This window comes from Ureibacillus aquaedulcis, from assembly GCF_030418165.1.
Classification (GTDB): Bacteria; Bacillota; Bacilli; order Bacillales_A; family Planococcaceae; genus Ureibacillus; species Ureibacillus aquaedulcis.
Window position 1 is genome coordinate 164,391 of sequence record NZ_JAUHTQ010000006.1, and the last position, 26,190, is coordinate 190,580.

Consider the following 26,190-nt stretch of genomic DNA (forward strand, 5'->3'; position numbering starts at 1 on the left):
GCTGTTTTAATTTAAAAATAGATAGCATTACTTTTCATTTACAAAAAGCATTGCTCTAACAAAATTAAGTATGGTTAAATAAATGGCTTTTTAAACGTAAAAAATGGGTGAGGAACCATCTTTTGTCACTACCCATACTAATTTTGTAATTTTTGCGTCATTTACGTGCCGATTCATTATTGAATGACGATTATCTAGCACAATTGCATCTAATAGGGATAAAAAATCACATGAATACAATTTAGACAAATTACTCTAGACTTATTCAGTTAAATCGAAGCTCTTTGTACGTTTATGGGAGGGTTTTGTGCAAACAAAATAAAAAAGGGTTCACATCAACCAGTTGGTTCTACATACTGGTGGTTCCCCCTTCATATAACTCTTTATTCAACTAATTTTCGCCCCGGTTAGCGACAGTTCCTTACATTCCCTAAATGCAAAATGCTGACAGCCAATGCATTTGTTTCGATTTAGACAGTTCATTGAACGATTTATCGCTTCACCTGTATGGGGGTAAAAGTTTTGTTCTTCGATTTCTTCGGTAATTCCGTTTTGGTCAAATATGTTCTTTAAGCCAGGTTGGACGCCTGTCACCAAAATCGAACCACCACGTCTCTTAAAATCCCTCAAAATATTACGGAGATATTCTTCCCCTGTCGTATCAATAAATGGAACTTTTCCTAATCGTAATATCAAAACTACTGGTTTTGCATTGATGGATGATAAAATGGATTGTTCGAAAGTTTGTGCCGCACCAAAAAATAGCGGTCCCTCTACTGTATAGATACTGACTTGCGGGCAATCATGGCTTGCGTTCACGACCTGGGGAGTAACCTTTCCACCACCGCTTGCATGATCTGGCAGTACTTTTGCAACAACGAGCATTTCACTCATTCGTTTAGCAAAAAGAATAACTGCTAATAGTAGTCCCGCTTCAACCGCGACAGTTAAACTTGTAAATACCGTTAGTAGAAACGTAATGACTAAAACAAGCGAATCCCCGGATTTCATTTTCAAGATGTGCGCAAAGTTCTTTTGTTCACTCATATTCCAAGCGACCATCATTAAAACTGGAGCTAGCGATGCTAAAGGGATATGTACGGCAAGAGGAGCTAAAACAAGTAATGTTAACAAGACAAAGATGCCGTGGATAATCCCTGACATTGGTGAAACTGCACCTGATTTGATATTTGTTGCCGTTCTTGCAATGGCACCTGTAGCAGGAATACCACCAAACAAAGGTGTGACAATATTCGCAAGCCCTTGCCCTATTAACTCCTTATTGCTATCATGCTTGCTGTTTGTCATACCATCAGCAACAACAGCTGATAGAAGTGATTCTATTCCTCCAAGCATGGCGATCACAAATGCTGGGCCCAGCAGCATAAGGATCTTATCCATTGTGATTTCCGGATAACCAAACTCCGGCAATTTATTTGGAATAGCACCATACGTCGAACCAATCGTTGCCACATGCCCATTTAATAGTAGCGCTGTTGTGACCGCGGAAACAACTATCCCAACCAATGCACCTGGCACCTTTGGCAGTACTTTCGGTGTTGCCAGCATAACAACAAAACAGATAAGTGCTACAACAATGCTATAGCCATTTGTAGTGTCTAAATGACTTCCGATTTCCTTCATGTTTTCTATAAATCTTTCATGCTGCTCAATGTCTCTTAATCCTAGAAAATTTGCAATCTGGCCTGTAAAAATAATCACTGCTATTCCTGCGGTAAAACCAACTGTTACCGGTCTAGGAATATATTTTATAAGGGCGCCTAACTTTAATAAACCCATTAAAACAAGCATGATTCCCGCCATTAATCCTGCAAGTAGTAAATTCTCGTAACCATAGGAAAGAACAATCCCCAACAAAATCGGTACAAACGCACCGGTTGGACCCCCAATTTGGTATTTTGACCCACCTAACAAAGCGATTAAAATCCCGGCGATTATTGCGGTATAGATACCATATTCGGGTTTCACTCCTGATGCGATTGCAAAAGACATCGCTAGAGGAACAGCCACTATTCCAACAATCGTACCTGATAATAAATCCTTTTTAAAATGGTTAAACGTATACCCCTCAAATCTCCCAGTCCCGAACTTGCTCATGCGATCCCTTCTTCAATTAAATTTTTCCCGAACATATTTACAATAATTTAGTATGGACGACCTTAATTCTACCATATTTAACGAATAATGGGATGAATTATTATACAAAAAAAGCTAGCAGCATTTTATCATGCTGCTAACCTTTTTAAATAAAAACCAACGTCATTCCAGCTGTTAATCTGTAATAACTTGTTTAATCAATGTCGGCGCTTCTACTTTTTCTTTTGAGATCACGATATGTTGATATAACTTTTCTTTTACTTCCGTAATGTCTTCGGAGTTCGTGTGGATTGTTACGAGAGATTCGCCCGCTTCGACCTGGTCTCCTACTTTTTTCTGAAGGACAAGACCTACAGATAAATCAATTGTGGATTCTTTTGTTGCACGACCAGCGCCCAACAGCATCGCCGCAACCCCTACATCATCCGCCTCGATTTTTGCTACATATCCTGACTCCAGTGCCGGCAGTTCAATTTGGTATTTTGCTTGAGGCAATAAAGATGGATTATCCACGACTGAAGCATCTCCGCCTTGAGCTACGATAAACTTCTTGAACACTTCCAGTGCTTGACCGTTTGCAATCACTTCTCGGAGCAGGTTGCGTGCTGCTTCAATTGTTGTTGCCTTGCCACCCAATACGACCATTTGAGAGCCTAGTGTATAACATAATTCCATTAAATCTTCCGGACCTTGACCCTTTAATGTGTCGATTGCTTCTTTTACCTCCAGCGCATTGCCGATTGCAAAACCAAGTGGTTGACTCATATCCGAGATAATCGCCATCGTATTACGGCCAACATTGTTCCCGATTTGAACCATTGCATGTGCAAGGCTTTGTGCATCTTCAAAGGTTTTCATAAAAGCACCATCGCCCGTTTTTACATCAAGTACGATGGCATCGGCACCAGCCGCAATTTTTTTGGACATAATCGAGCTTGCGATTAATGGAATACTTGGAACCGTACCCGTTACATCACGTAAGGCATAAAGTTTTTTATCAGCCGGTGTTAAGTTGCCGCTTTGTCCGACAACGGCTGTCCCGATATCATTTACCTGTTTCATGAATTGGTCTGTTGTTAATTCAACATGGAATCCTTGAATTGCTTCAAGTTTATCTATCGTTCCACCTGTATGGCCCAAGCCGCGTCCGCTCATTTTGGCAACAGGGACACCACATGCTGCAACCATCGCAGCTAATGAAAGTGTTGTCGTATCCCCCACACCGCCAGTAGAATGCTTATCGACTTTGACGCCTTCAATTCCAGATAGGTCAATTTGATCGCCCGATTCTACCATTGCCATGGTTAAATCCGCTCTCTCCCGGTCATTCATGTCTTGGAAGTAAATCGCCATCATTAGGCTACTTACTTGATAGTCAGGGATTGAACCTTCAGTATACCCCTGAATAAAGAAACGAATTTCTTCAGTAGAAAGCTCTTCCCCGTTACGTTTATTTTCAATAATATCGACCATTCTCATATGAATGAGCCTCCTATTTTAAATTTGATAAGAAACTTGTGCCAAATTGTGGTGCTTCGACTTTAAAGTTTTCAGCAATGGTAGCAGCAATATCTGCAAATGTTTTACGTAATGGCAGTTCGCTAACCCCTTCGAATCTAGGAGAGTAAACAAGTAATGGCACATACTCACGTGTATGATCTGTTCCTGGGAAGGTAGGATCATTGCCATGGTCTGCAGTGATTACTAATAAATCATCTTCCGTTAAAGCGTTCAATACTTCAGGCAAACGGCGGTCGAACTCTTCCAGCGCCTCACCGTAACCTATCGGATCTCGACGGTGTCCGAAGTTTGCATCAAAATCAACTAGATTTAGGAAGCTGATTCCATGGAAATCACGGCGTACAACTTCTGCAAATTTGTCCATTCCATCTGTATTATCTTTCGTACGGATACTTTCTGTTACGCCTTCACCATTAAAGATATCTGAAATTTTCCCGATGGCAATTACGTCTAACTTGGCATCCTTCAGTTCATTCATTGTTGTACGGCCAAATGGTTTTAGAGCATAGTCGTGACGATTTGACGTACGTGAAAAGTTGCCTGGTGTCCCAACGAAAGGACGTGCAATGACACGACCTACTAAAAATTCGGGTTCGAGTGTCAATTCACGTGCAATTTCGCAAATTTTATAAAGTTCCTCCAATGGAACAATTTCCTCATGGGCTGCAATTTGAAGCACAGGGTCAGCCGATGTGTATACGATAACCGCACCCGTTTCCATATGCTCAGGACCTAGCTCATCAATGATTGCCGTACCGCTTGCAGGAAGGTTCCCAATCACTTTGCGTCCGATTCTTGCTTCCAATTGTTCGATTAATGCAGCTGGGAATCCTTCAGGGTAAACTTTAAATGGTTGGTCGATGTTTAAGCCCATAATCTCCCAGTGCCCAGTCATTGTATCTTTCCCAACGGAAGCTTCTTGCATCATGCCATAGTAGCCCTGGGGTTGACCTGCCTTTTCGATCCCTTTTAACTCGCGAATATTTGATAGACCCAATGCCCCCATATTTGGCATTGTTAGCCCTTTCATTTCTTCGGCGATGTGACCAAGCGTATCTGCGCCTTGATCTCCAAAATTGTGTGCATCAGGTGCCTCACCTATCCCGACCGAGTCCATGACAACGACATGTATTTTTTTAAACGGTTTCATAAATATGTCCTCCTCTTTCAACTAACTAAATAGTGCCTGAGCAGAATTACGCCTACTCATTATTCCCTTATTGGGAGTTGTCAACACAATTTAGTCCTACTAAGCTTTTTTCGCACCAATTGTGCCTGGTCGCTTTTGTTTCATTTACGCCAGTTTATAGAAGAAAATTCCACACTTTATATATTAAACAAAGGTCAGACATCTTACAAATATAATTTCGTATCTTTTGCAATTTACCTAAGCCCTCTTGCATGTGATTATTGAACGGTGTTCTTATAATTAAGCTCTAGGATGAAATTGCTTGTAAACTTCAGAAAGTCTCGTCTTGCCGATATGCGTGTAGATTTGGGTAGTTGAAATATCTGCATGCCCAAGCATCTCTTGTACCGCACGCAAGTCTGCCCCATTTTCGATTAAATGCGTTGCAAAGCTATGGCGTAAAGTATGGGGCGTAATCTCTTTCTTGATTTCCGCTTTAGTCGCATGCTCCTTTAATAATTTCCAACAACCTTGACGTGTTAAACGTTTTCCACGCTGATTAATAAAAAAAGCATCCGTCTTGGGATAGGTTCCTTGAAGTTTTGGACGGGCATTTTGCAAGTAAGCTTCAATTGCACGAACTGCACCTTTCCCAAGCGGGACGATTCGTTCTTTCCCACCTTTCCCGAAAACACGAACGAAGCCCATTGTTAAGTGAACATCCTCAAGATTCAACCCTATGAGTTCGCTGATGCGCATCCCTGTTCCATAAAGCAGTTCCAGCATAGCCACGTCCCTGACTCCTTGCGGCTTACTTCGGTTCGGCGCCCCAATTAATAGATCAATCTCTTCAATAGATAAGATTTTCGGTAGCTTTTGTTCGATTTGAGGTATCTCCAAATGGATCGTCGGATCAATGTCTGTTAGTTTCTCACGCAATAGGAATTGGTGGAAAGAACGAATCGAGGAAATATGCCGGGCAATCGTTCTAGCTGATATTCCTTGATTTCGTAATGCTTCCAAACGAAGTAAAATATGTGTCCGGTCAATTTCTATTAATGAAGATAATCCTTGCTCTTTATGTAAATGTACGATATAACCCTCCAGATCACGTCGATAAGATGATAATGTGTTGGTTGATAATTGTCTTTCCACTTGTAAAAAATGAAGATAATCTAATATCGCTTCTTTCGCATCTTTCATAGAAATCACCTGTCCTTCTACTACTAACTATAGTTTTTTTTGCAACACTCTACAAGCAATCCTCCGCATCCCGGGCTATCAATTTCCGGAATTATTCCGGAGTTGTTTATGTGCCTGGCACTCAAAATATTCAAGATTTTCTGTACACGAAAAAAAGGATGTACATTCGCTGATTGAACGAATTGTACATCCTTTTATCATTGGTCTTCTTGGTTATCGTGACATCTGTGGCAAATACCATGGAATGTGAGACGATGGTCTTTGATTATAAAATTCCAACGCTTTTCGACAATCGCTTCAACATCTTCAAGCAAATCCTCCTGAATTTCGTCTACTGCGCCGCATTCAATACAGACAAGATGATGATGGAAGTGCTTTGCCCCTTCTTGTCGAAGGTCATAACGGGAAACGCCATCGCCAAAATTAATTTTATCGACAATCTTCAATTCTGTTAATAATTCTAAAGTTCGATAAACGGTTGCAAGCCCAATTTCTGGTGCTTTATCTTTTACTAGTAAGTAGACATCTTCAGCACTTAAATGGTCTTCTTCATGTTCTAGCAGTACTGCAACTGTCGCTTCACGCTGCGGCGTCAGTTTATAGCCAGCACTATGCAATTGCTTTTTTATACGATCAATACGGCTTTCCATACGACGCCCTCCTAAACTCATTCTATTATAACAAATGAGTAAAAGCTATTACAAGAGAGGGATGAATTATTAAGCGAAACGGACTAAATGAGCATTTTCTTACACTTTTCCCGAATTTCCCCTTCTAGAATCTACCAAATTTTTGTTTTAGTCCCTGTTAAAGGCGGGGGAGTATATATGAAATGGAAACAATTTCACCTGCACAAATAACGGATAACGCAACTAAAAGGGTGACAAATAACTTTTGAGAAAATACGTACTTCTTATTTGGCCCCACTCTTTTCGCTGAGTAAACGGAACAGAGCATAAAGAGGAGGAAACAATAGATTAATTGAAATGGAAACCACCAAACACTATATATTAGCAAAGATTCCTGCTGTGTTAATAGAAATACAGAACTAAAGCCAAAGAAGGTAATCTTCACACCAACAACCAATTTTGCCAGGACATGCAAATACGGATGCGTTGCAAAAAATAGCACCAAGACCATCCAGGCAATAAGCGGCAGAACAGTTCCCCACACCGATATATCAGTTACGTCAAGCACTCTTGGATCAATATAGCTTATTAATTTCATAGACTTGTCCAATGGAAAGACCTGAAAACAAATAACGCCACTGACAAAACTAATTGCTAGAATAATAGCATACTGGATAAATAAGATTGAACGAAACATAAGCATTCTCCTTTCGTTGTTACAGCTTATGCTCGTTCTCTATCAATATTCCTCTTAAACCAGCCCTGATTTTTCGTAAAATCTATCATTTTTTGGAAACCAAACTTATAAACTCATGATCACTTCAAACCCTTTATTGATTTGCTTTCATCCAAAGTACCGCAAAAGCTGTCTTTGCGTCGAAAATTCTTTGCTCCTTTACCATTTCTTCTGCCTCTTCTAAAGTTACTTCCAATAGTTCCACAAATTCATCCTCATCGAGATCTGCTTTTTCTTCTATTTTATATAAATCTTTTGCAACAAACAAATGAATGACTTCATCCGCAAAACCAGGCGATGTCGCAAAAGTTTGTAAATACCCTAGTTCATGACACCCATAGCCTGTTTCTTCTTCCAATTCCCGTCTTGCAGTAAGCTCAGGCTTCTCACCAGGCTCTAATTTACCAGCCGGAATTTCAATGATCGATCTCTCAATCGCCTTGCGATATTGTTCAACCAAAACCAGCTTCCCTTCTGCCGTAATTGCAATGATGGCAACAGCCCCGGGATGGTTAACAATTTCCCTTTTCGATTCTTTCCCATTTGGCAATAAAACATCATCAACCTTTAAGGATATAATTTTCCCTTCATAGATTGATTTGGATCTAAGTGATTTTTCCTCAAATTTCTTCATTTCAAATGCCTCCACTTGTCGTATTTACCGTTTTCATTGTACCATTAGTGAAGAATTCACATGAAGGAAAGAGGGTTGTGAAATGAAAAAAAGAAAACTAGGAAATAGCAAAATTGAAATTTCCGAAATCAGCCTGGGCTGCATGTCGCTTCCTACCTCATTGGCTGACGCTAAACCAATTGTTGAGGCGGCCCTTGATTCAGGGTTGAACTATTTTGATACAGCAGACCTTTATGATAAAGGATTGAATGAAGAAATTGTAGGAGAGTTGCTAAAACCTCATCGACAAGAGATCTTGATCGCCACGAAAGTCGGAAACCGCTGGAATCCGAGAGAAGATGGCTGGCATTGGGACCCATCACCTTCACACATTGAGAATGCACTAAAGATGAGTTTAAAGAGATTAAAGACTGACTATATCGATGTCTATCAATTACACGGCGGGACAATAGACGACCCTTGGGATGACATCATTGAAACCTTTGAACGTTTGAAAAAAGAAGGAACAATTCGAGAATACGGCATTTCCTCTATTCGTCCGAACGTATTTAAGCCCTTTTTACAAAAAAGCAATGCGATTTCAAACATGATGCAATATAGTCTTCTAGATCGCCGTCCTGAGGAATGGTTTGAGGAAATTGCGGAAACGAATGCCTCCGTTGTTACGCGTGGTTCGATTGCGAAAGGATTATTAACGAATGAATGGCAAAAGCGGGCAGAAAATTCAAACGGCTATTTAACTTATTCAAAAGAGGAACTAATAAAAGCACTCACAGACTTGCAGGATGTATATGAAGATATCCATGCCCTAACTTTAGCCTATAACCTCAGTCATCCGGTAATTGCTTCAACTGTTATTGGGGCTAGTTCGCCACAGCAACTACAAGAAAATCTGAAGGCATATGAAAAATCTCGATCCATCCAGGATTTTTCGCCAATTGAACAAATCTTGAAGAAGGATATTTATTCCGAGCATCGATGAAAAAATATATTCTTTTAATTATTGCGGTATTAATTTTATTGTTTTGTATTTCAAGTATGACCTACCAACAGCAAACCATTGTACCTACTTTAAAGGAAACACTCGAAAGTAAACCTTTCTATCATTTGCTTAGCAGAATTGAAGTAACCTACTGGGGGGAAACCATATCTGTCGAAACTAGGGGATATTATTATTTCATTGAATTCCTTGTTCGAAAAGGACTGCACTTCGTTGGCTATGGTTTTATTGCCATTTTGTTTTATATCATCTATCGCAAATTCAAAATAAAACTTCCAGTCATTTTTGCCATCCTTACAACTTTTTGCGTGGCGTCACTGGATGAATTTCGCCAAACATTTGTAGTTGGGAGAACCGGAATCTTTGAGGATGTACTCCTTGATACAGCTGGAGCAATCACTTTCATCTTTGTCTATAAGATAGGGGGTCTCCTCTATCAAAAAATAAAAAGTCCTTCTTCCCTGGGACCGAATAGTGCGAGCGACCAGAGAATGTAACATTATGATGTTATGTTCTCTTTTTTGCTCGGGTAGCATGGTATTAAATCATTTTTAACTTATTTTCAATAAAATACTAGACGCATTTCACTTTTTTGATATAATGACACATATCAGTCTTTAGGAGACGAAAATGTCGAATATAAGCTGAACAGAAAATTTTCCTTAAAGGAAAAATTTTCTAAGTATAATTATATAGCGGTGATTGCTATGGGATGACTATAGCAGGAGCAATTTCTGGAGAGATCGCAATCTGCGACGCCGAAGGGTTCACAATCTCAGGCAAAAGGACAGAAAAGGTAACAAACTAAAGTTGGAAAAACAGCTTATTCTATTTCTTGACGCACGATCATCAATAGAAATAGTCGTTTTTGCTATTGCCTTTTTGTTATTTTTTTATGTCATGAGATGGGAATGTATCCTATCTCATTTTTTGTTTTCAGGACTTGTTAATTGTTTTTTAAGTTCGGAATTGATGATTTTAGGCTGGAAATTAACAAATAATTTTCTAGATTGGCAAAATTTTGGTTTTTTGGGACAAAACTGAAAGTGCCAGGTCTATTAAACTTGAAAATAATGCTATTAAGTGTCGAGATTTTTTACTATATTTGCACGAATAAACTAATATTATCCGCATTATAATAGTTTATAGCCTCGACTCCCCTTCCAGCTACTTAAAACAAAAGCAGGCCGCTAACTATCAGGGGGCATACAAATGGAACAACGAGAATTAAAGAGAGATTTAAAAAATCGGCATGTCCAACTTATTGCCATCGGTGGAACGATTGGTACGGGACTATTTTTGGGATCTGGGGCAGCGATTGAAAAAGCTGGGCCTTCCATCCTCTTTGTTTATATCATTATCGGGGTTGCTGTCTTTTTCGTAATGAGGGCTCTAGGAGAATTACTTCTCTCAAATTCGGGATATCAATCATTTACGGATTTTGCATCAGACTATGTTGGTCCTTGGGCTGGCTATGTAACAGGCTGGACTTACTGGTTCTGCTGGATTATGACCGCTATGGCGGACATTATCGCTGTCGGCCTTTATGTTCGATATTGGTTTGACATACCCCAATGGATCCCAGCGATCGCATGTTTAGTAATTTTGCTATCTTTAAATTTATTAACGGTCAAACTTTTTGGCGAATTGGAGTTCTGGTTTGCCTTAATTAAAATTATCACTATTATCGCGCTCATTGCGATTGGGATTGTTCTATTGGTGATTGGCTTTGAAACAGAGACTAGTGTTGTGTCTGTAAGGAATTTATGGGAACACGGCGGACTCTTTCCCAATGGGATTTCAGGATTTTTGTTTTCCTTCCAAATGGTCGTCTTTTCCTTTGTAGGAGTGGAATTAGTAGGTGTTTCCGCAGCAGAGACTGCAAATCCAAGAAAGAATATCCCATCTGCCATCAATAAAATTCCAGTTCGAATTTTACTATTTTACGTTGGTGCTCTATTTATCATTTTATGTATTAATCCATGGACAACATTAAGTGCAGAAAACAGTCCGTTTGTACAAGTTTTTGCACTCGTTGGTATTCCGGTCGCAGCAGGGATTATTAACTTTGTTGTGTTGACATCAGCAGCTTCGGCAGGAAATAGCGGGTTATTCTCGACGAGCCGGATCATGTTCAACTTAAGCAAGAGCAAGCAAGGTCCAAAATCCTTTGGAAAGTTGAATAAAAATGCAGTCCCGGCAAATGCTCTTTTTGTGTCTTCAATTGTTGTATCGATTGGTGCGCTGCTAAGTTATGCCATTCCAGATTCCGCATTCAGTATCGTGACAACGATTAGTGCGATTTGTTTCATTTGGGTATGGAGCATTATTTTAATCTCCCATATTCGATATAAAAAACACCGTCCAAATTTACACAAAAAATCAACCTTCAAGGCACCTTTGACACCTTTCATCAACTATGTAGTGTTGGCACTGTTTGCAGCAATCCTTGTCATTATGTTTGTATCGGAAGAAACGCGTTCCGCTCTATTGCTAACGCCGATCTGGTTCATCATCTTGATCTTTACGTATGTTATCAAAAGGGTAAAATAATGTTCATAGACAGTAGACAAGCTCGAAATTTCTAGTTTGTTCTACTGTTTTTTCTATGCCTGTTCCTCTGAGATTTATATATTTAGGGCAGTGAGGCTGTTTCTCGATTACCGTTCTTTCTGATTTATACCTTTTTTGGGCCGCGAGTCTTCTTCTCGGTGCCCGTTCGTCTGAGCTTATCCATTTTGGGACACTGAGGTTGCTTCTCGATGCCCGTTTCTCCGAGATTTATGCAACTTGGGGCAGTGAGCTTGCTTCTCGCTGCCCCTTCCTCTGAGATTTATATATTTAGCGGCAGTGAATTCTTGCTTCCCTCTAAAAAAGCTTTCCTTTATAGAAAAAGACTTCGTTGACAGTTACACTCAAACACCTAAACTATAATCAACTAATATTATTCTGCAAAAAAATCACTTATGACTCTATAAAAATAAGCCTTCAGAATGTGACTAATTCCGAAGGCTTTTGTTTTAATCTTTGAATGCTATTCATAACGAGAGTAGACCCCCAGAAACGGGTGCAAATTATTACACTGTAGTTAACCCGCTCCCATTAGAACTACCCCGCTTTAGAATTTCGAGCCTTGGTCGCCGTACTTTTCTAATAATTCTTCAAAGCTCATATTTTTTTCACGCTGCTTGCGTTCAAATGCCAATCTTGCTTGGCGTTCTTCTTCTTTTGCTTGTTCTTCGTCAACCAGGCTTTTCTTCGCTGCTTTTAGTTTTGCCAGGACATCGCCATTTAATTGGTCTTGTAAAGTTAACGTTTCTTCCGTTTTTGCCGATTGGGAAGAAGGCGCTTGCTTTTGGCCTTGTTTTTTCTTTTTCCCCATGTATATTCACCTACTTAAATTCTCAATTTCCACCCTATAAGTTTAACACGATTTATTGGAAAACTCGATTATCAAAAACAAATCCCATTTCCCTCTCCTTTTATCTTTTTACTCCTATCAAGAAATCCCTATTTCCCATATTCAGGAAAATATCTACAATTTAATTTCCTCTAACTCTACTATCCTAAGCTTTTTTATGTGTAAAATAGAAAAAACGAGAAATTATGAGAAGAGGTGCGAAAGATGGATAAGTGGTTGAAATTTCTCTCGGCAGATGTTATTTCGCAAATTCTAGAAACAGCCTTTCAATGGTTTGTCGTTGTCGATCGGGAAGCGAAGATTATTTATATAAACGATGAATATTGCCATTTCCTTGAAGTAAGCCGAGAAGAAGCCATTGGCCAGCATGTTGCAGATGTCATTGAAAACAGCGAAATGCATCTTGTAATGGAACACGGCACTGCCCAGATTGCCGCACCCCACTATATCAAAGGTACTTATATGCTTGCAAATCGCGTACCGATTGTAGTGGATGGTGAAATCATCGGTGCATTCGGGAGTGTGATTTTCCGCGACATGAATGATTGGAAAAAGCTTAGTTCGCATGTTCGCAAAACAATGGATCAAATCGAGACAAATATAAATCACTATCGTGAATCTTTTTATAACTTGGCGGACATAAAAGGCATTTCCCAAACAATTCGTAAAATCAAGGAGACAATTGCAACCATTGCCCCCACCAAGTTGCCCGTTTTAATCGAGGGGGAAATTGGAACCGGGAAAGAAATGTTTGCACAAAGCATCCACGGCTTATCGACGCGGGCAGAAAATTATTTTGTCAAAATAAATTGTTCCACCATTCCCAAAGAGTTGCTTGAAGAAGAGCTCTTCGGGAAATGGGAGGCCCATCAGGAGGTTAAAAAAGGTCGTATACAGCGTGCAGAAGGCGGGACGCTTTTCATACAAGAAATTAACGAATTGCCTCTTACTTTACAGGCAAAGTTATTGAAAGCATTGCAAGAACAAAAAGTCCAGCCGCTAGGGACAGATGAAGATATTTCTATCGATGTACGTTTTATTTTAAGCTCGAACGTTTCTCTTTCGGAAATGGTGAAAGCCAAACAGTTTCGTGAAGATTTATTTTACAAAATTCAAGCGATTACACTACAGATTCCCCCTCTGCGCGATCGCTTAGAAGATCTACCGGAACTGATTCAGACATTTTTGGGTAAATATAGCGTGGAGGCTGGGCGACGCGGCGTTAAAATTGACCGCAAAGCTTGGTGGAGTCTGCAACAATATGATTGGCCGGGCAATGTTAGAGAACTGCAGAATGTGTTGCAAGCAATCATACATTTGGCTGAGGGCAATCACATTACCTTCGATGTCCTCCCTCTCCATATTCGCCGTCAAAAAACAACATTTGCAAAAAGTGACAGCACATTGGAAGAGATGCTCCTTCAAATAGAAGCACGGATTATACAGGAACACTTAGAGAATGAAAAAGACAAAATGAAGATCGCAAAAAAGCTTGGCATCAGTCGTTCAACTCTTTATGAAAAAATAAAAAAACACAACTTATGACCTAATTTCCGACATTCCGGACACTTATCCAGAATATCGGATTTTTTTATTCCTCTGAGTTCTTTACTACTTAATTATTTCACTTTAAAATTCCGAATTTCCGGAAAACCTCTCCCTTTTGAGTTGTCACATTTTAGACACACCCCATTGCATACAGTGGATTATTCTGCTTTAATACACGTTATAGCGCTTCCATATCAATTTCTTGTCAGTTTCTGATTTTAGTAGGAAGCAGTCTATGAAACAGTTCTTCTCTTAGGCAGATGAAGCAGGATGGGACCAGGATTGTTTTGCGAAGAATGCATGAAGTTAAAAATTAAAGGGGGTACATGGGGATGGATGGAAATGTTGTATTGAGTATGATTGGTCTAATTGGTGGTCTTATTTTACTTATTTGGTTAACGCTTAAAGGGATCAACATTATTATTGTTGGACCGTTATCTGCCCTATTTGTGGCAGTACTATCAGGCATGCCGTTATTTCCGCAGCTTGCTGAGGAAGGAGCTGCCAACTTTGTCTCAAACTATATGACGGGCTTTACAGGGTTCATCATGTCATGGTATTTGATGTTCTTACTCGGTGCAGTGTTCGGTAAAGTCATGGAAGATAGCGGCGCTGCCGATTCGGTAGCGAAATTCGTGGTCGATAAATTGGGGATGAAATATGCAACCTTAGCGATTGTAATTGCCTGTGCGATTTTAACTTACGGAGGGGTTTCACTATTCGTTGTGGCATTTGCCGTTTACCCAATGGCGATTTCATTATTCAAGCAAGCAGATTTGCCGCGCCGCTTCATTCCGGCAACTTTAGCCTTAGGTTCGGTGACTTTTACAATGACTTCCGCTGGTTCGCCGGAGATTCAAAACTGGATTCCAATGGATTATTTAGATACAACACCTTATGCGGGATGGGAAGTTAGTGCACTCGTAGCGGTTTTCATGGCGGTATTCGGATATTGGTGGTTAAAACGCCTGATCAAAAAAGCAGTGGATAAAGGTGAGCGTTTTGTATCTCGTGATTCAGATCCATTGTTCGGTACAGAACGTGCACTGCCAAACCCGATCATGGCATTCATACCACTTGCAGTAGTATTAGTTATCTCGTATATCTTCCATGATTCGCTTGCGCAATCTGCCTTAATTTTAGCATTGCTAGGTGGTATTATTGCAACATTTATCGTCAGCTGGAAATTCTTCAAAAATGCTTGGGGAGCCGTTTCTGAAGGGACAATCGGTGCAATTATCGCAATCGGAAATACAGCTGCCGTTGTAGGTTTTGGTGGTGTTGCAAAAGCTGTACCAGCGTTTAATGTAGCTGTTGAGGCAATGACAAGCATTCCGGGTTCACCATTAATCGGTGCAGCTGTTGCCGTTTCAGTGATTGCCGGGATGACTGGTTCAGCTTCAGGCGGTCAATTAATTGCCTTGCCATTAGTGGCACCTGGCTATGTGGAGGCAGGAGTTAACCAAGAAGCGCTTCACCGGGTAGTCGCGATTTCCTCCGGTGCACTCGACTCTTTGCCACACAATGGGTATGTTGTCACGACGATTCAGTCAGTCTGTGGCGAAAAACATAAAGATGCTTATTGGGCAGTTGCAGCCACAACTGTTGTAACACCAGTAATCGGCGTTGTAATTGCAATTATTCTATTCTCTTTAGGGTTAGGGATTTAAATCTTGAGGGAGACGACTATAAATTTTGCGACTCTTCATATAGGAGGTTATCGAAAATGGTTCAAAATAAAGTGGTGCTCATTACCGGTTCGGCACAAGGTATCGGCCTTGAGCTCGCTAAGGTCTTTTATGCCAATGGCGCAAAATTAATCTTAACCGATATTAATGAAGAAAAAGTAATAGAAGCCGCACTTGCACTTGGAGAAAATGCGATCGGATTAAAATGTGATGTCACACAGGAAGAAGAAATAAAAAGCGTAGTTGAAGCAGCAAATGAAAAGTTTGGACGTCTGGATATTCTCATCAACAATGCAGGAATGCAGCATGTTGCGATGCTGGAGGACTTTCCGACGGAACGCTTTGAACTGATTGTTAAAATAATGCTGACCGCGCCATTTATTGCGATCAAACATACTTTACCTATCATGCGTAAGCAAAAGTTCGGCCGCATAATAAATATGGCATCGATTAATGGCATTATCGGTTTCGCTGGCAAAGCTGCATACAATTCTGCCAAACATGGCGTGATTGGTCTAACCAAGGTGGCAGCACTCGAAACGGCAACAGACGGGATTACAGTCAACGCAATCTGTCCAGGGTATGTCGACACACCGCTCGTACGCAACCAGCTACAAGATTTAGCATTGACGCGCAACGTACCATTGGAAAAAGTACTTGAGGAAGTCATTTACCCGCTCGTGCCGCAAAAAAGGCTTCTTGATGTTTCAGAGATTGCCGACCTTGCCCTCTTTATCGCAAGCGACGCATCAAAGGGCATGACCGGCCAAGCAGTTGTATTGGACGGCGGATATACGATTCAGTAAAATATAACAAAATTTCGAATGGTGCCTCCATCTATAGCTTATGGAGGCACTTTTCTTTTGCCTGGCAACAATCCGAAAAACCTTCATATTATTTTCATGATAGTGGTTTCATTGAACTGCCGATTCATCGCCTTTTGGAAAAATTAATATCTGCCATGAACACATTATAAAAAATGAAAATATAATATACTAAACGCACCTTTCCATTCTATAACAGTAAGCAGATTTTCTATTACCTTGGTTAAATAACAGATATTCCATTCCTCTCCTCATGCCAAAACCTTCATAAGATTCGCAGGTATTTTCCACAAAATGCACCATTTTTGTTATCTTCAATCGTCAAACAATAAAAATTCAAACGATAATGATACAATTAACATATTGGCGAATAGTGTCGCATCTTTGTTAAATACTAACCGAAGAAGAATCGAGGTGTTTTTATGAAACGAAATAAATTTATATGGGTATCAAGTATTGTTACAACCATTCTGTCTACCGGTGCTACGATTTTTGGATATGCTGTGACGAATCAACTTATGTATATCAAAAAGAAGGATGTTGATTTTGTCTATGATCGTGAATTAAAAGCACAACGTTTTGATCAGAACTGGTTCAATCAATGTCCAAAGGAAGAACTAAGTATTGATTCCCCCAATGGCTATCCGATAAAAGGGATTTTCCTAAAACCTCTAAAAACCCAAAATACAATTATCATTTGCCACGGTGTTACAGAAAATAAAATCAGCATGGTCAAATATGCCCGCATGTTTGAAAGACTCGGTTTCAATACCTTTGTTTTTGACCACAGGCGGCATGGTGACTCGGGTGGAAAAACAACGAGCTACGGCTATTATGAAAAATTCGATGTGGCCGCCGTTGTACAAACTGTAAAATCCATCGTTGGCGATAACGCACTGATCGGGATTCAAGGCGAATCAATGGGTGCGGCAAGCATGATTTTGTATGCCGGTTTAATAGAAGATGGGGCAGACTTCTATATCGCAGATTGCGGCTTTTCGAACTTTTCGGAGCTGATTTCTCAAATAATGAAGAAAACTAGGTACCTTCGTACAAAAATCCCGATCCATCTAGCCAATATTTTTCTTCGCATTCGCGATGGCTATACATTTAAAAGCGTCACTCCTAAAGAAGCGGTAAAAAATATCGCCTCCCCTGTTCTATTTATTCATAGCATGGGCGATGACTTCATTCTTCCATACATGACAGAGGAATTGTATGAAGAAAAAGAAGGGCCAAAAATGATCAAGTTATTTGAAAAAGGCGGGCACGCCGAATCATTCAACGAAAACCCGGAAGAATACGAAAAAACCGTCTCGGAGTTTATCGAGAAATATGTATATAAAAAGACAAGCGAAACGGTTGTTACACCGCTGCATGGAAATATATCCGCAACAAATGAAATTCCACTCGATGTGCAGGAAACAGCTCCAAAAACATTGCCGCTTGATGAAAAGGAAATCTCCTGATAAATTGCCGTCTCAAAATACCAATTGAGTCGGCTTTTTTATTACTGGAATAATTTATAGAACCCCGAGAATTTTAAAGTAATTCTTTCTGTTCTGTTCTCTAATGACTTCACACAACCCTCTTCACTATGGATAGCCTTTGTTACAGTTGGTGTATGGACTCCCATTTTTTCACAAAGCTGTACGACATCTTTCCCCTTCCTAGTTATCCCGTAGGAATAAATTACACCCTTTTCATCGTTAAAAATAACATCATAAAATCCACTATAGATTTTCTTATTAACACGGTAATTTACCTCGACATAATGCGCATCCTTCAAATCTTCCTTTGTATATCCCTGATTTTCTAAGTATTCAGGAATATGCTTATCTGCCAGATATCTAGTATATGGATTCCCATTCTCCAGTATATAAAGAAAACTAGCGGGTACTCCAAACAGAATTAAAAGAAAAACAATCAATACACTCACCAAAACTTTTCTCTTCATCTCTCTCTCCTTGTCAGCATAATGTTTAAAAATTTAATAATTTTACCTTTAGTGTAATTTTACACTTTAAGTATTATAAGTCAATAAAAAAAACACAATTCAGATTCCTACTGAATTGTGTCATTAGCCACAAAAAAAGCAAAACAACAGTTTTACTTGAGTAAACTGTTGTCGGATTACAATTATTTATCTTGTAATTTATTCATTTGTGCCATCATTTGACGCACTTGTTTTTCAGATGGTTTTCGTCCCATTTGAGCCATCATTACACGGATCATTTGTTCATTGATCGGTGGGTTTTCTTTTAAGTATTTCATCATATATTGACGAGCAAAGTAGAAGCCTAGTGCTACTCCCCCTGCTAATGCTACGATGATAAGTACAATTGCAAGCCATAAATCCATTTGTGCCTACCTCCTCCACGTTCCTTGATACCACGAATCCACTTTTATAAGTTTTATGTATTACTCATTAAAAGAAGTAACCTCTTTAAAACTTAGACAAAGTTAAACTCTCCATGAAGGATTATACACTAATAACGGCATTGTTACTAGTTATTCAATAGTTTTTTCTAGGAATGCAGGCGATTTCCCGTAAGCAGGTTTACTTTTCTCTAATAGGAAGCATGCTTGATTGGCTTCAACCAGCCACATTCGGAATCCTCTGCATTAAATGCAATAAAGGAATCATTCATTTGTGATAGACTATGGAACAAATCTAGATCCAGCATGCGGGAACCCTCGCAAATTGCTTCTAAATGATACGTACACACTTTTATTTTCAAACCACCTTTAAATTGGTGTTCAAATTTCATATAGTCATTCACCCATTGGATAGTTGGAAAACTTTTCTTCAAATGCTCATAGAGTACACCTTGTACCATTCTTCCTTCAATTGGTTCACATAGATAGCTTAGCTGCTTGCTAACAGAGGACTCGAGAGCTGGCTCTTTTGTCGCAACCATTTCAAGAAGCTGTCTTTCTCTGCCAAATACAAAAGACTGATACTGTTTTTTTATATGAAATATTGAATAGATTCTCATCTTTCGTCCTCCTTTCTATAACCATATTATAAAAGAAAGATTTCGAATATTTTGTCAAAAGGTGTCCGAACTACGTTACTATTTTTGTCAAAATACAGTGAATCAACTAATTCATTCATTTTTCCTAGACTCCCTCAGCCTCGGGACCTACTAAAAAATGCAATTCGAGGCCGTTTTAAGAAATTCGCGGCAAGTGTAACATAAAGGTAACACGAAAGGAGCTAATAAAAATGAAAAAATTCTTGATCTTTGCTGCCGGCATTGTCGCAGCAATCATTGCCCTAAGTATGTTGGGACCGTTAGTAGGATTTGCCTTCTCTGCATTGCTTGTCTATTTGGGATTGCACTATTACGTGAAATCAAACTCGGGGTTTGGAAAGGTATTTTGGGTATTGCTTGGATTGATCGGAATCTTTACAGCGATTTCCAACATTCCAGCACTGGTTGGTCTTGCCGCAATCGCTCTGATCTATGTTCTATATAAAAAATGGAACAATGAAGAAGTTTCCTTCGGCAAATCAAATCTGATGAAAGAAGACGACCCATTTACAAACTTTGAAAATGAATGGGCAAAGCTAACAAAATAAAATTCGAGGAGAGATTTTAAATGGTAGGTTTATTAAAAAGATTTCGATACACTTTAGAGGCTGATCTACACCAATTGTTCGATAAAAAGGAAAGCAAAAATCCGATTGCGATGTTAAATCAATACATTCGTGAAGCAGAAAAACAAACAGAGCAAACAGGTAAATTACTAAACCGTCAAGCACAGTTAAAAGAACAACTTCAAAATGAGTTAAAAGAAACAACAACAATGCTGGAAAAAAGAACGAAACAACTAGAGCTGGCACAGCAGTCAAACGAAACAGACTTAGTTGCATTTGCTACCCAGGAAGTTGAAACATACAAGACACGCCAGTCTACTCTCTTAAGTTCACTTGAACAATCAAATAAAGAATTCGTGGAGCTTGAACAAAAATTCGAGAGCATGAAACATAAAATCAAAGATATGAAAGTTCGTCAGCTGCAGTTGATGGGCAAAGAAAATGTAACACGCGCCCATTACAAGATGGATGGGGTGTTGAAGTCGAAGGATGAATCAGAATTTGATGATCTTTCATCTTACATCGAAACTTTGGCAGAAAAAATCGAGCAGGACTATGACAGAACACAACTGGAAGCCCGTCTTGCTAATCTGGAAAAGACAAACCAAGTACCTCTTGGTATCGAACTGAAAAAAGAGGAAAAGGAAGAAGCGAAATAACTTCTTAAAAAATTATGGCGGTCGTTCACACAAGAAATTCATCTGTTAAATAGATAAAACATGCTATAATGACATTTGTTAGGAGAAGACAACCAGGTCTTCTCCTAAGGTTTTTTGTTATAAGTAGAGAGCCTGAGCACAACAAGAGAAAAAAGGAGGAACCACTTTGAACAGATTTAGTACGAACCAATTAACCTTTGTCGCAATTGCTGTTATTTTGATTGTGTTCGCAGAGCTCACACTTTTTAATAATGGCAGCACCTTTTTAATAATCCTTGGGGCAATTCTGCTATATTTCAGCTTTTCCAAAAATAAAAAGTATCTTTTTTGGAGTGGTTGTTTCCTTATCTTCCTTGCTATCTTATCTATATGGAGCCTACGCCTGCTAATTGTTGGAGTATTAATTTACATACTATATAAACATGTTACGAAAGAACAAAAAATTGTGGCAATCAACACTCAAGAGCTTGATGCCAAAATCATGAAGAACCGCCTAATCGGCAACATCTCTTCCCCAGTCGTGAATTACAAATGGGAAGACATCCTGATGCAGAAGTTTGTCGGCGACATCTCTCTTGATTTAACGGAGACCATTTTGCCAGCAGGTACTTCGGTCATTACCATCCGCCAATTCATCGGAAAAGTGACGATTGTGTTGCCTTATGAGATTCCCTTCCGCCTTCAGTATTCAACGCTTCTTGGAGAAGCAAAAATTCTGGGCAATCATTCCAAGCGATTAATCAATGAAAAACTGATTTTTGAAGATGAAGAGGCACAGGATGCAAAACGCAATATAGTAATCCATGTTGCAACTTGGCTTGGGGACGTGGAGGTGATCCGTAAATGATTTCATTTCTATTTCGCTTGATGACGCTATTCTTCTTATTAAGCAGCACGGTTTTTGGCTATTTATATATCTTCCTGGGATCACCAACAGATGAAGATTGGGGCTTTTTACTGGAATATGAATCAGATGAACTGCCGGTGGTTGCATTTATATTGATGACGATTGGATTAATTAGCTTCTTCATTAGTATCTGGATGAGTGCAGTCGTGAGATCGAGAGAAAGTTCTGCGACACGCTACGTTAAGGAATTAGTGGAACCTGGTTTTTCGATGAAGAAAAAGAAAAATGTTTCATTTACCTTGAAAAAAGCGCTGACACAGGCAAACGATTTGATCGAGACCCAGCGAACAAGTTTGCAGCGAATGACAAACGAAAAAGCAGAAGCGAACGACAAAATCATCCAAGAACGGATTATCGCCGAACGGCAACGCTTGGCTCGTGAATTGCACGATTCCGTATCCCAGCAACTTTTTGCTGCGTCGATGCTATTATCTGCAGTTACTGAGCAGGAGGATGCACTCGGCACATCGAAACCTACTCTGCAGCAGGTTGAAAAAATTGTTCAGCAAGCCCAATTGGAAATGCGTGCATTGCTGCTTCATCTACGGCCAATTGCCTTGAAAGACAGTACATTAGCACAAGGGTTGACGGATTTAATTCAGGAACTGCAGCAAAAAGTTTACTTCGATATCGATTACCGGATAGAAGAAATTGCATTGTCGAAAGCCGAGGAGGATCATTTATTCCGTATTGCTCAAGAAGCACTTTCCAACACGTTACGTCATGCAAAGGCATCAGAAGTGGAATTGCTGTTGGTTGCCCGAGACCATGTGGGGATTTTACGGATCCAGGATAACGGCAAAGGCTTTAATATTGAAGACGATAAATCCACCTCCTACGGTTTACGAAACATTGCCGAACGAGCCGTTGAAATCGGGTGTTCGTATAAAATCGTTTCCGTTCCCGGCGAAGGGACGATTGTAGAAGTAAAGGTGCCTCTGGGGAACAAGGTTGACGTAGCAGTGGCAGAATCAAATAGTACGCCGGTGATCGACCTGTCGAAAGAAGAGAAATCAGCCGAGTAAAATAGTATAGTTTTGGAGAATTAGAGAAATTGGGTGATATAATGATAAGAATTTTAATCGTGGATGATCATGAAATGGTGCGGATTGGGGTATCCGCTTATCTTTCTGCGCAGGCCGATATGACCGTTGTCGGGGAAGCCGCAAATGGCCAGCAGGCAGTCGAAAAAGCACTTGAACTAAAGCCCGACATCATTCTTATGGACAATGTCATGCCTATCATGACGGGTGCTGAAGCAACCGCACAAATTTTGCAACAATGGCCGAATGCTAAAATCATGATGGTGACAAGCTTCCTTGATGATGACAAGGTCTACCCTGCTTTGGAAGCCGGTGCTGTCAGCTACATCCTGAAAACATCCAACGCCAAGCAAATAGCGGAAGCCATTCGCAAAACGGTAGGCGGCGAAACAGTACTGGAACCGGAAGTCACAACAAAAATGATTACCCGCATGCGGGGCAATGCCAATACGCCTCTTTACGAACAGCTGACTGAACGTGAAATGGAAATCCTTTTATTGGTGGCACAAGGCAAAGCCAATCAAGATATCGCCGACGAATTATTCATTGCCTTAAAAACAGTCAAAACCCATGTCAGCAATATCTTAGCGAAACTTGACGTACAAGACCGCACGCAAGCAGTCGTCTATGCCTTCCAAAATGGACTTGTCAAATAAAACATTGGTGTGTACAGCACCGATGTTTTTTATTTTGATCTATTTTGAGTTGAGCTGTGAGAATCGACAGAGCTCGTACGTACGCAAAAAAACTACCGCAGAATAGTTCTGCAGTAGTAAATAGGGGTTATACTAGAAGTTATGAAATATGAAACTTCAAAACACTTTATTATATGAAATTTGTTATGGATTATGCTTGGAGCTTTTTAGATTTTGCTTAAGTTTTTATTAGCTAGTCTTTACTGGTTTTGGGGCTATTAGCGAATCTATTGTACGTGTAACTTCTTTTTCTTATGACTGCTTTTATTAAACAATTTGTCTCCCTTGTTGCTTCGGTTTGTCCTTTAGACTGGCTCTATGAGACAATTTGCCTCTCTAGTTGCTTACGTTTGTCCTATAGACTGCTGCTATTGGACAATTCGCCTCCCTAGTTGCTTACGTTTGTCCTATAGACTGCTGCTATTGGACAATTCGCCTCCCTAGTTGCTTACATTTGTTCTATAGACTGCTGCTATTGGACAATTGGCCACTCTAGTTGCTTACATTTGTCCTATAAACTGCTGCTTGGACAATTCCCCTCTCTAGTTGCTTCGGTTTGTCCTATAGACTGCTTCTATTTGACAACTCGCCTCTCTAGTTTGCAAACATTGTTCAAAAGACTCCTGCTTTTCCAGTCCAGCTTCTCAAGGTGTCTCTCTTTTTCCTCAACAAAATAAAAACCAGGCCGGAGAAATCATCTTAATCCCCCAACCTGGTTCATTCACGGACTTAAGCCCTGGTCATCATAAAAATTATAAAGCTTTAACTTTGGCTACAACATTTTCTACTGTGAAGCCGTATTGCTCGATAACGATTTCGCCTGGAGCACTTGCGCCGAATTTGTCGATTGCCAGGATATCTCCTTCAAAGCCAGTGTATTTATGCCAGCCGAATGAAGAGCCCATTTCGATTGCCAAACGTTTTGTAACAGCTTTTGGCAATACTGATTCTTTATAGTCTGCTGATTGTTGCTCGAAGCGATCCATGGATGGCATTGATACGACAGAAGCATCGATTCCTTCAGCCAATAATTGTTTTTGTGCTTCCACAGCTAGAGAAACTTCCGAACCTGTTGCGATTAAAATCGCATCCGGCGTTTCTTTTGTTGCTGGAGAAACTACATAAGCACCTTTTGCCACACCGTCTTTTGCCAGTTCAGCTGATTTATCAAGAACTGGTAAGTTTTGACGGGAAAGTACTAGTACAGTTGGTACATTTTTGGATGATACAGCCAATTTCCAAGCTTCTGCTGATTCATTTGCATCGGCTGGACGAATTACCGAAAGATTTGGCATCGCACGCAATGAAGCTAAGTGCTCAACTGGTTCATGCGTTGGGCCATCTTCCCCTACTGCAATCGAATCATGTGTGAAAACATAAGTAACAGGCAATCCCATTAATGCAGATAGACGCACAGCTGGACGAACGTAGTCAGAGAACACGAAGAATGTTCCACCGAATACATTTAAACCACCGTGCAATGCCATACCGTTCAATGCAGCACCCATTGCGAATTCACGTACACCAAACCAGATGTTGCGGCCTTCCGGAGTATCCGGGAAGAAATCGCCAGCCCCTTTGATCGTTGTTTTGTTTGAACCGGCAAGGTCTGCACTTCCACCAAAGAATGAAGGTACTTTCTTCGCCAAAGCATTGATTACATCACCTGATGAAGAACGTGTTGCAACTGATTTTCCAGCTTCGTAAACAGGCACTTCCGCATCGAAGTCTGCTGGCAGCTCGTTGTTCATTGCTTTCATGAATTGGTCGGCTAATTCAGGATATTCTGCTTTATAGCTCTCGAATTTCGCATTCCATTCTGCTTCTGGTTGAACGCCTTGTTTTTCCGCTGCTTCTTTGAAGATAGCATACACTTCTTCTGGAATTTGGAAAGGCTCATGTTCCCAAGCGTAAGCTGTTTTCGTCAAAAGTACTTCATCAGCACCAAGTGGAGCACCATGAGAGTCCGCTTTACCGGATTTGTTTGGAGAACCAAAGCCAATTACCGTTTTTACTTCAATTAATGTTGGTTTCCCTTTTGATTGCTTCGCTTGTTCGATAGCCGCATTCACTGCATCTACCTCTGTCCCGTCTGCTACATGGATGTAGTTCCAGCCATAGGATTCGAAACGTTTTTGTACGTTTTCAGAGAATGATTTTGCTAAATCGCCATCTAAAGAAATATCATTTGAATCGTATAGCACGATTAATTTTTCAAGCTGCAAGTGTCCAGCTAAAGAGATTGCCTCTGCTGCAACACCTTCCATTAAATCTCCATCTCCGCAAAGTGCGTAAGTGTAGTGATCTACGATATCATGACCTGGTTTGTTATATGTAGCTGATAAATGACGCTCAGCCATTGCCATCCCAACAGACATCGCTATCCCTTGGCCAAGAGGACCAGTTGTTGCTTCAACGCCAACCGTATGACCGAATTCAGGATGTCCAGGTGTTTTGGAACCCCATTGACGGAAATTCTTGATTTCTTCCATATCTAAACCATATCCACCTAAGTGAAGCAAGCTATATAACAGCATCGAACCATGACCAGCCGAAAGAACAAAGCGATCGCGATTCACCCATTTTGGATTTTGTGGATTGTGGCGTAATTGTTTTGTCCACAAAGCATATGCCATTGGAGCAGCCCCCATCGGTAAACCAGGGTGGCCGGAGTTCGCTTTTTCGATTGCGTCAATTGATAAAGTTCGGATTGCATTAATTGCTAAAAGATCAGCAGTGTGTGCCATTTTGTGATATCCTTTCTCGCGCTTAATATTGTACTTTTACAGTTTAGACAAGATTTTCTAAGAAAACAATCCTATTCCAGGACA

Annotated in this window: 24 protein-coding genes and 1 riboswitch; of the genes, 12 read left to right on the plus strand and 12 right to left on the minus strand. The window is 40.1% G+C overall.

Annotated elements, in window-relative coordinates:
* Positions 1 to 387: 387 nt before the first annotated feature.
* The 7 genes from QYB95_RS10250 to QYB95_RS10280 all read right to left on the minus strand — a co-directional run bounded on the left by QYB95_RS10250 (position 388) and on the right by QYB95_RS10280 (position 7,970).
* Positions 388 to 2,118, minus strand: coding sequence for a SulP family inorganic anion transporter (locus QYB95_RS10250; RefSeq protein WP_301138241.1), 1,731 nt, complete (start codon positions 2,116 to 2,118; stop codon positions 388 to 390).
* A 174-nt stretch (positions 2,119 to 2,292) separates the two neighbouring features.
* Complete coding sequence (locus QYB95_RS10255; protein WP_301138242.1) at positions 2,293 to 3,597, minus strand: pyrimidine-nucleoside phosphorylase; 1,305 nt, start codon at positions 3,595 to 3,597, stop codon at positions 2,293 to 2,295.
* Between the two features lie 13 nt (positions 3,598 to 3,610).
* Entirely contained in the window at positions 3,611 to 4,789 is a 1,179-nt protein-coding gene (gene deoB / locus QYB95_RS10260; protein ID WP_301138243.1) for a phosphopentomutase, read from the minus strand.
* A 279-nt stretch (positions 4,790 to 5,068) separates the two neighbouring features.
* Positions 5,069 to 5,971 (minus strand): site-specific tyrosine recombinase XerD, encoded by a 903-nt coding sequence (xerD, locus tag QYB95_RS10265; protein ID WP_301138244.1) that lies wholly within the window; start codon positions 5,969 to 5,971, stop codon positions 5,069 to 5,071.
* 197 nt (positions 5,972 to 6,168) lie between these two features.
* Positions 6,169 to 6,621, minus strand: coding sequence for a ferric iron uptake transcriptional regulator (gene fur, locus QYB95_RS10270; RefSeq protein ID WP_301138245.1), 453 nt, complete (start codon positions 6,619 to 6,621; stop codon positions 6,169 to 6,171).
* A gap of 157 nt (positions 6,622 to 6,778) precedes the next feature.
* A complete protein-coding gene (locus QYB95_RS10275; protein ID WP_301138246.1) occupies positions 6,779 to 7,297 on the minus strand; it encodes a hypothetical protein in 519 nt (172 codons plus the stop codon).
* A gap of 133 nt (positions 7,298 to 7,430) precedes the next feature.
* Positions 7,431 to 7,970: an NUDIX domain-containing protein gene (locus tag QYB95_RS10280; RefSeq protein ID WP_301138247.1), complete on the minus strand. Its 540-nt coding sequence runs from the start codon at positions 7,968 to 7,970 to the stop codon at positions 7,431 to 7,433.
* An 82-nt stretch (positions 7,971 to 8,052) separates the two neighbouring features.
* On the opposite strand from QYB95_RS10280, the gene QYB95_RS10285 reads away from it, so the two are divergent.
* The 3 genes from QYB95_RS10285 (at position 8,053) to QYB95_RS10295 (ending at position 11,523) form a co-directional block, all read left to right on the plus strand.
* A complete protein-coding gene (locus QYB95_RS10285) occupies positions 8,053 to 8,952 on the plus strand; it encodes an aldo/keto reductase (RefSeq protein WP_301138248.1) in 900 nt (299 codons plus the stop codon).
* Positions 8,949 to 9,467 carry a VanZ family protein gene (locus tag QYB95_RS10290; RefSeq protein WP_301138249.1) on the plus strand — a complete coding sequence of 173 codons (519 nt, stop codon included), beginning with the start codon at positions 8,949 to 8,951 and terminating at the stop codon, positions 9,465 to 9,467. Before QYB95_RS10285 ends, QYB95_RS10290 begins: the two co-directional genes overlap by 4 nt.
* Positions 9,468 to 9,694: 227 nt before the next feature.
* Positions 9,695 to 9,771: riboswitch (glycine riboswitch) on the plus strand.
* Positions 9,772 to 10,182: 411 nt separating this feature from the next.
* A complete protein-coding gene (locus QYB95_RS10295; RefSeq protein WP_301138250.1) occupies positions 10,183 to 11,523 on the plus strand; it encodes an amino acid permease in 1,341 nt (446 codons plus the stop codon).
* A gap of 565 nt (positions 11,524 to 12,088) precedes the next feature.
* Here QYB95_RS10295 and QYB95_RS10300 read toward each other — a convergent pair.
* Positions 12,089 to 12,352, minus strand: a complete 264-nt coding sequence (locus QYB95_RS10300) for a YqkE family protein (RefSeq protein ID WP_301138251.1) — start codon at positions 12,350 to 12,352, stop codon at positions 12,089 to 12,091.
* A gap of 243 nt (positions 12,353 to 12,595) precedes the next feature.
* Here QYB95_RS10300 and QYB95_RS10305 point away from each other — a divergent pair, with 243 nt between their 5' ends.
* From QYB95_RS10305 to QYB95_RS10320, 4 genes are all read left to right on the plus strand, one after another.
* On the plus strand, positions 12,596 to 13,936 hold the full coding sequence (locus QYB95_RS10305; protein WP_301138252.1) for a sigma-54 interaction domain-containing protein: 1,341 nt from the start codon (positions 12,596 to 12,598) through the stop codon (positions 13,934 to 13,936).
* A gap of 335 nt (positions 13,937 to 14,271) precedes the next feature.
* Positions 14,272 to 15,609 (plus strand): GntP family permease, encoded by a 1,338-nt coding sequence (locus QYB95_RS10310; RefSeq protein WP_301138253.1) that lies wholly within the window; start codon positions 14,272 to 14,274, stop codon positions 15,607 to 15,609.
* A 56-nt stretch (positions 15,610 to 15,665) separates the two neighbouring features.
* On the plus strand, positions 15,666 to 16,433 hold the full coding sequence (locus QYB95_RS10315) for a 3-hydroxybutyrate dehydrogenase (RefSeq protein ID WP_301138254.1): 768 nt from the start codon (positions 15,666 to 15,668) through the stop codon (positions 16,431 to 16,433).
* A gap of 440 nt (positions 16,434 to 16,873) precedes the next feature.
* A complete protein-coding gene (locus QYB95_RS10320; protein ID WP_301138255.1) occupies positions 16,874 to 17,920 on the plus strand; it encodes an alpha/beta hydrolase in 1,047 nt (348 codons plus the stop codon).
* Between the two features lie 41 nt (positions 17,921 to 17,961).
* On the opposite strand, the gene QYB95_RS10325 is transcribed toward QYB95_RS10320, so the two are convergent.
* The 3 genes from QYB95_RS10325 to sirA form a co-directional block, all read right to left on the minus strand.
* Positions 17,962 to 18,408: a DUF3139 domain-containing protein gene (locus QYB95_RS10325; RefSeq protein ID WP_301138256.1), complete on the minus strand. Its 447-nt coding sequence runs from the start codon at positions 18,406 to 18,408 to the stop codon at positions 17,962 to 17,964.
* A 182-nt stretch (positions 18,409 to 18,590) separates the two neighbouring features.
* Entirely contained in the window at positions 18,591 to 18,812 is a 222-nt protein-coding gene (locus tag QYB95_RS10330) for a YneF family protein (protein WP_301138257.1), read from the minus strand.
* A gap of 209 nt (positions 18,813 to 19,021) precedes the next feature.
* Positions 19,022 to 19,450, minus strand: a complete 429-nt coding sequence (sirA, locus tag QYB95_RS10335; RefSeq protein ID WP_301138258.1) for a sporulation inhibitor of replication protein SirA — start codon at positions 19,448 to 19,450, stop codon at positions 19,022 to 19,024.
* Between the two features lie 230 nt (positions 19,451 to 19,680).
* Between sirA and QYB95_RS10340 the strand changes: the two genes are divergently transcribed.
* The 5 genes from QYB95_RS10340 (at position 19,681) to QYB95_RS10360 (ending at position 23,320) form a co-directional block, all read left to right on the plus strand.
* Positions 19,681 to 20,037, plus strand: a complete 357-nt coding sequence (locus QYB95_RS10340) for a lmo0954 family membrane protein (RefSeq protein ID WP_301138259.1) — start codon at positions 19,681 to 19,683, stop codon at positions 20,035 to 20,037.
* 20 nt (positions 20,038 to 20,057) lie between these two features.
* Positions 20,058 to 20,714, plus strand: a complete 657-nt coding sequence (locus tag QYB95_RS10345) for a PspA/IM30 family protein (protein ID WP_301138260.1) — start codon at positions 20,058 to 20,060, stop codon at positions 20,712 to 20,714.
* A gap of 166 nt (positions 20,715 to 20,880) precedes the next feature.
* The gene (gene liaF / locus QYB95_RS10350; protein WP_301138261.1) at positions 20,881 to 21,561 is read left to right on the plus strand and encodes a cell wall-active antibiotics response protein LiaF; all 681 of its coding nucleotides are present in this window, start codon (positions 20,881 to 20,883) and stop codon (positions 21,559 to 21,561) included.
* Positions 21,558 to 22,646, plus strand: coding sequence for a sensor histidine kinase (locus QYB95_RS10355; RefSeq protein WP_301138262.1), 1,089 nt, complete (start codon positions 21,558 to 21,560; stop codon positions 22,644 to 22,646). Before liaF ends, QYB95_RS10355 begins: the two co-directional genes overlap by 4 nt.
* 41 nt (positions 22,647 to 22,687) lie before the next feature.
* Positions 22,688 to 23,320, plus strand: a complete 633-nt coding sequence (locus QYB95_RS10360) for a response regulator (RefSeq protein ID WP_301138295.1) — start codon at positions 22,688 to 22,690, stop codon at positions 23,318 to 23,320.
* Positions 23,321 to 24,111: 791 nt separating this feature from the next.
* On the opposite strand, the gene tkt is transcribed toward QYB95_RS10360, so the two are convergent.
* Positions 24,112 to 26,106 carry a transketolase gene (gene tkt / locus QYB95_RS10365; RefSeq protein WP_301138263.1) on the minus strand — a complete coding sequence of 665 codons (1,995 nt, stop codon included), beginning with the start codon at positions 26,104 to 26,106 and terminating at the stop codon, positions 24,112 to 24,114.
* Positions 26,107 to 26,190: the final 84 nt, after the last annotated feature.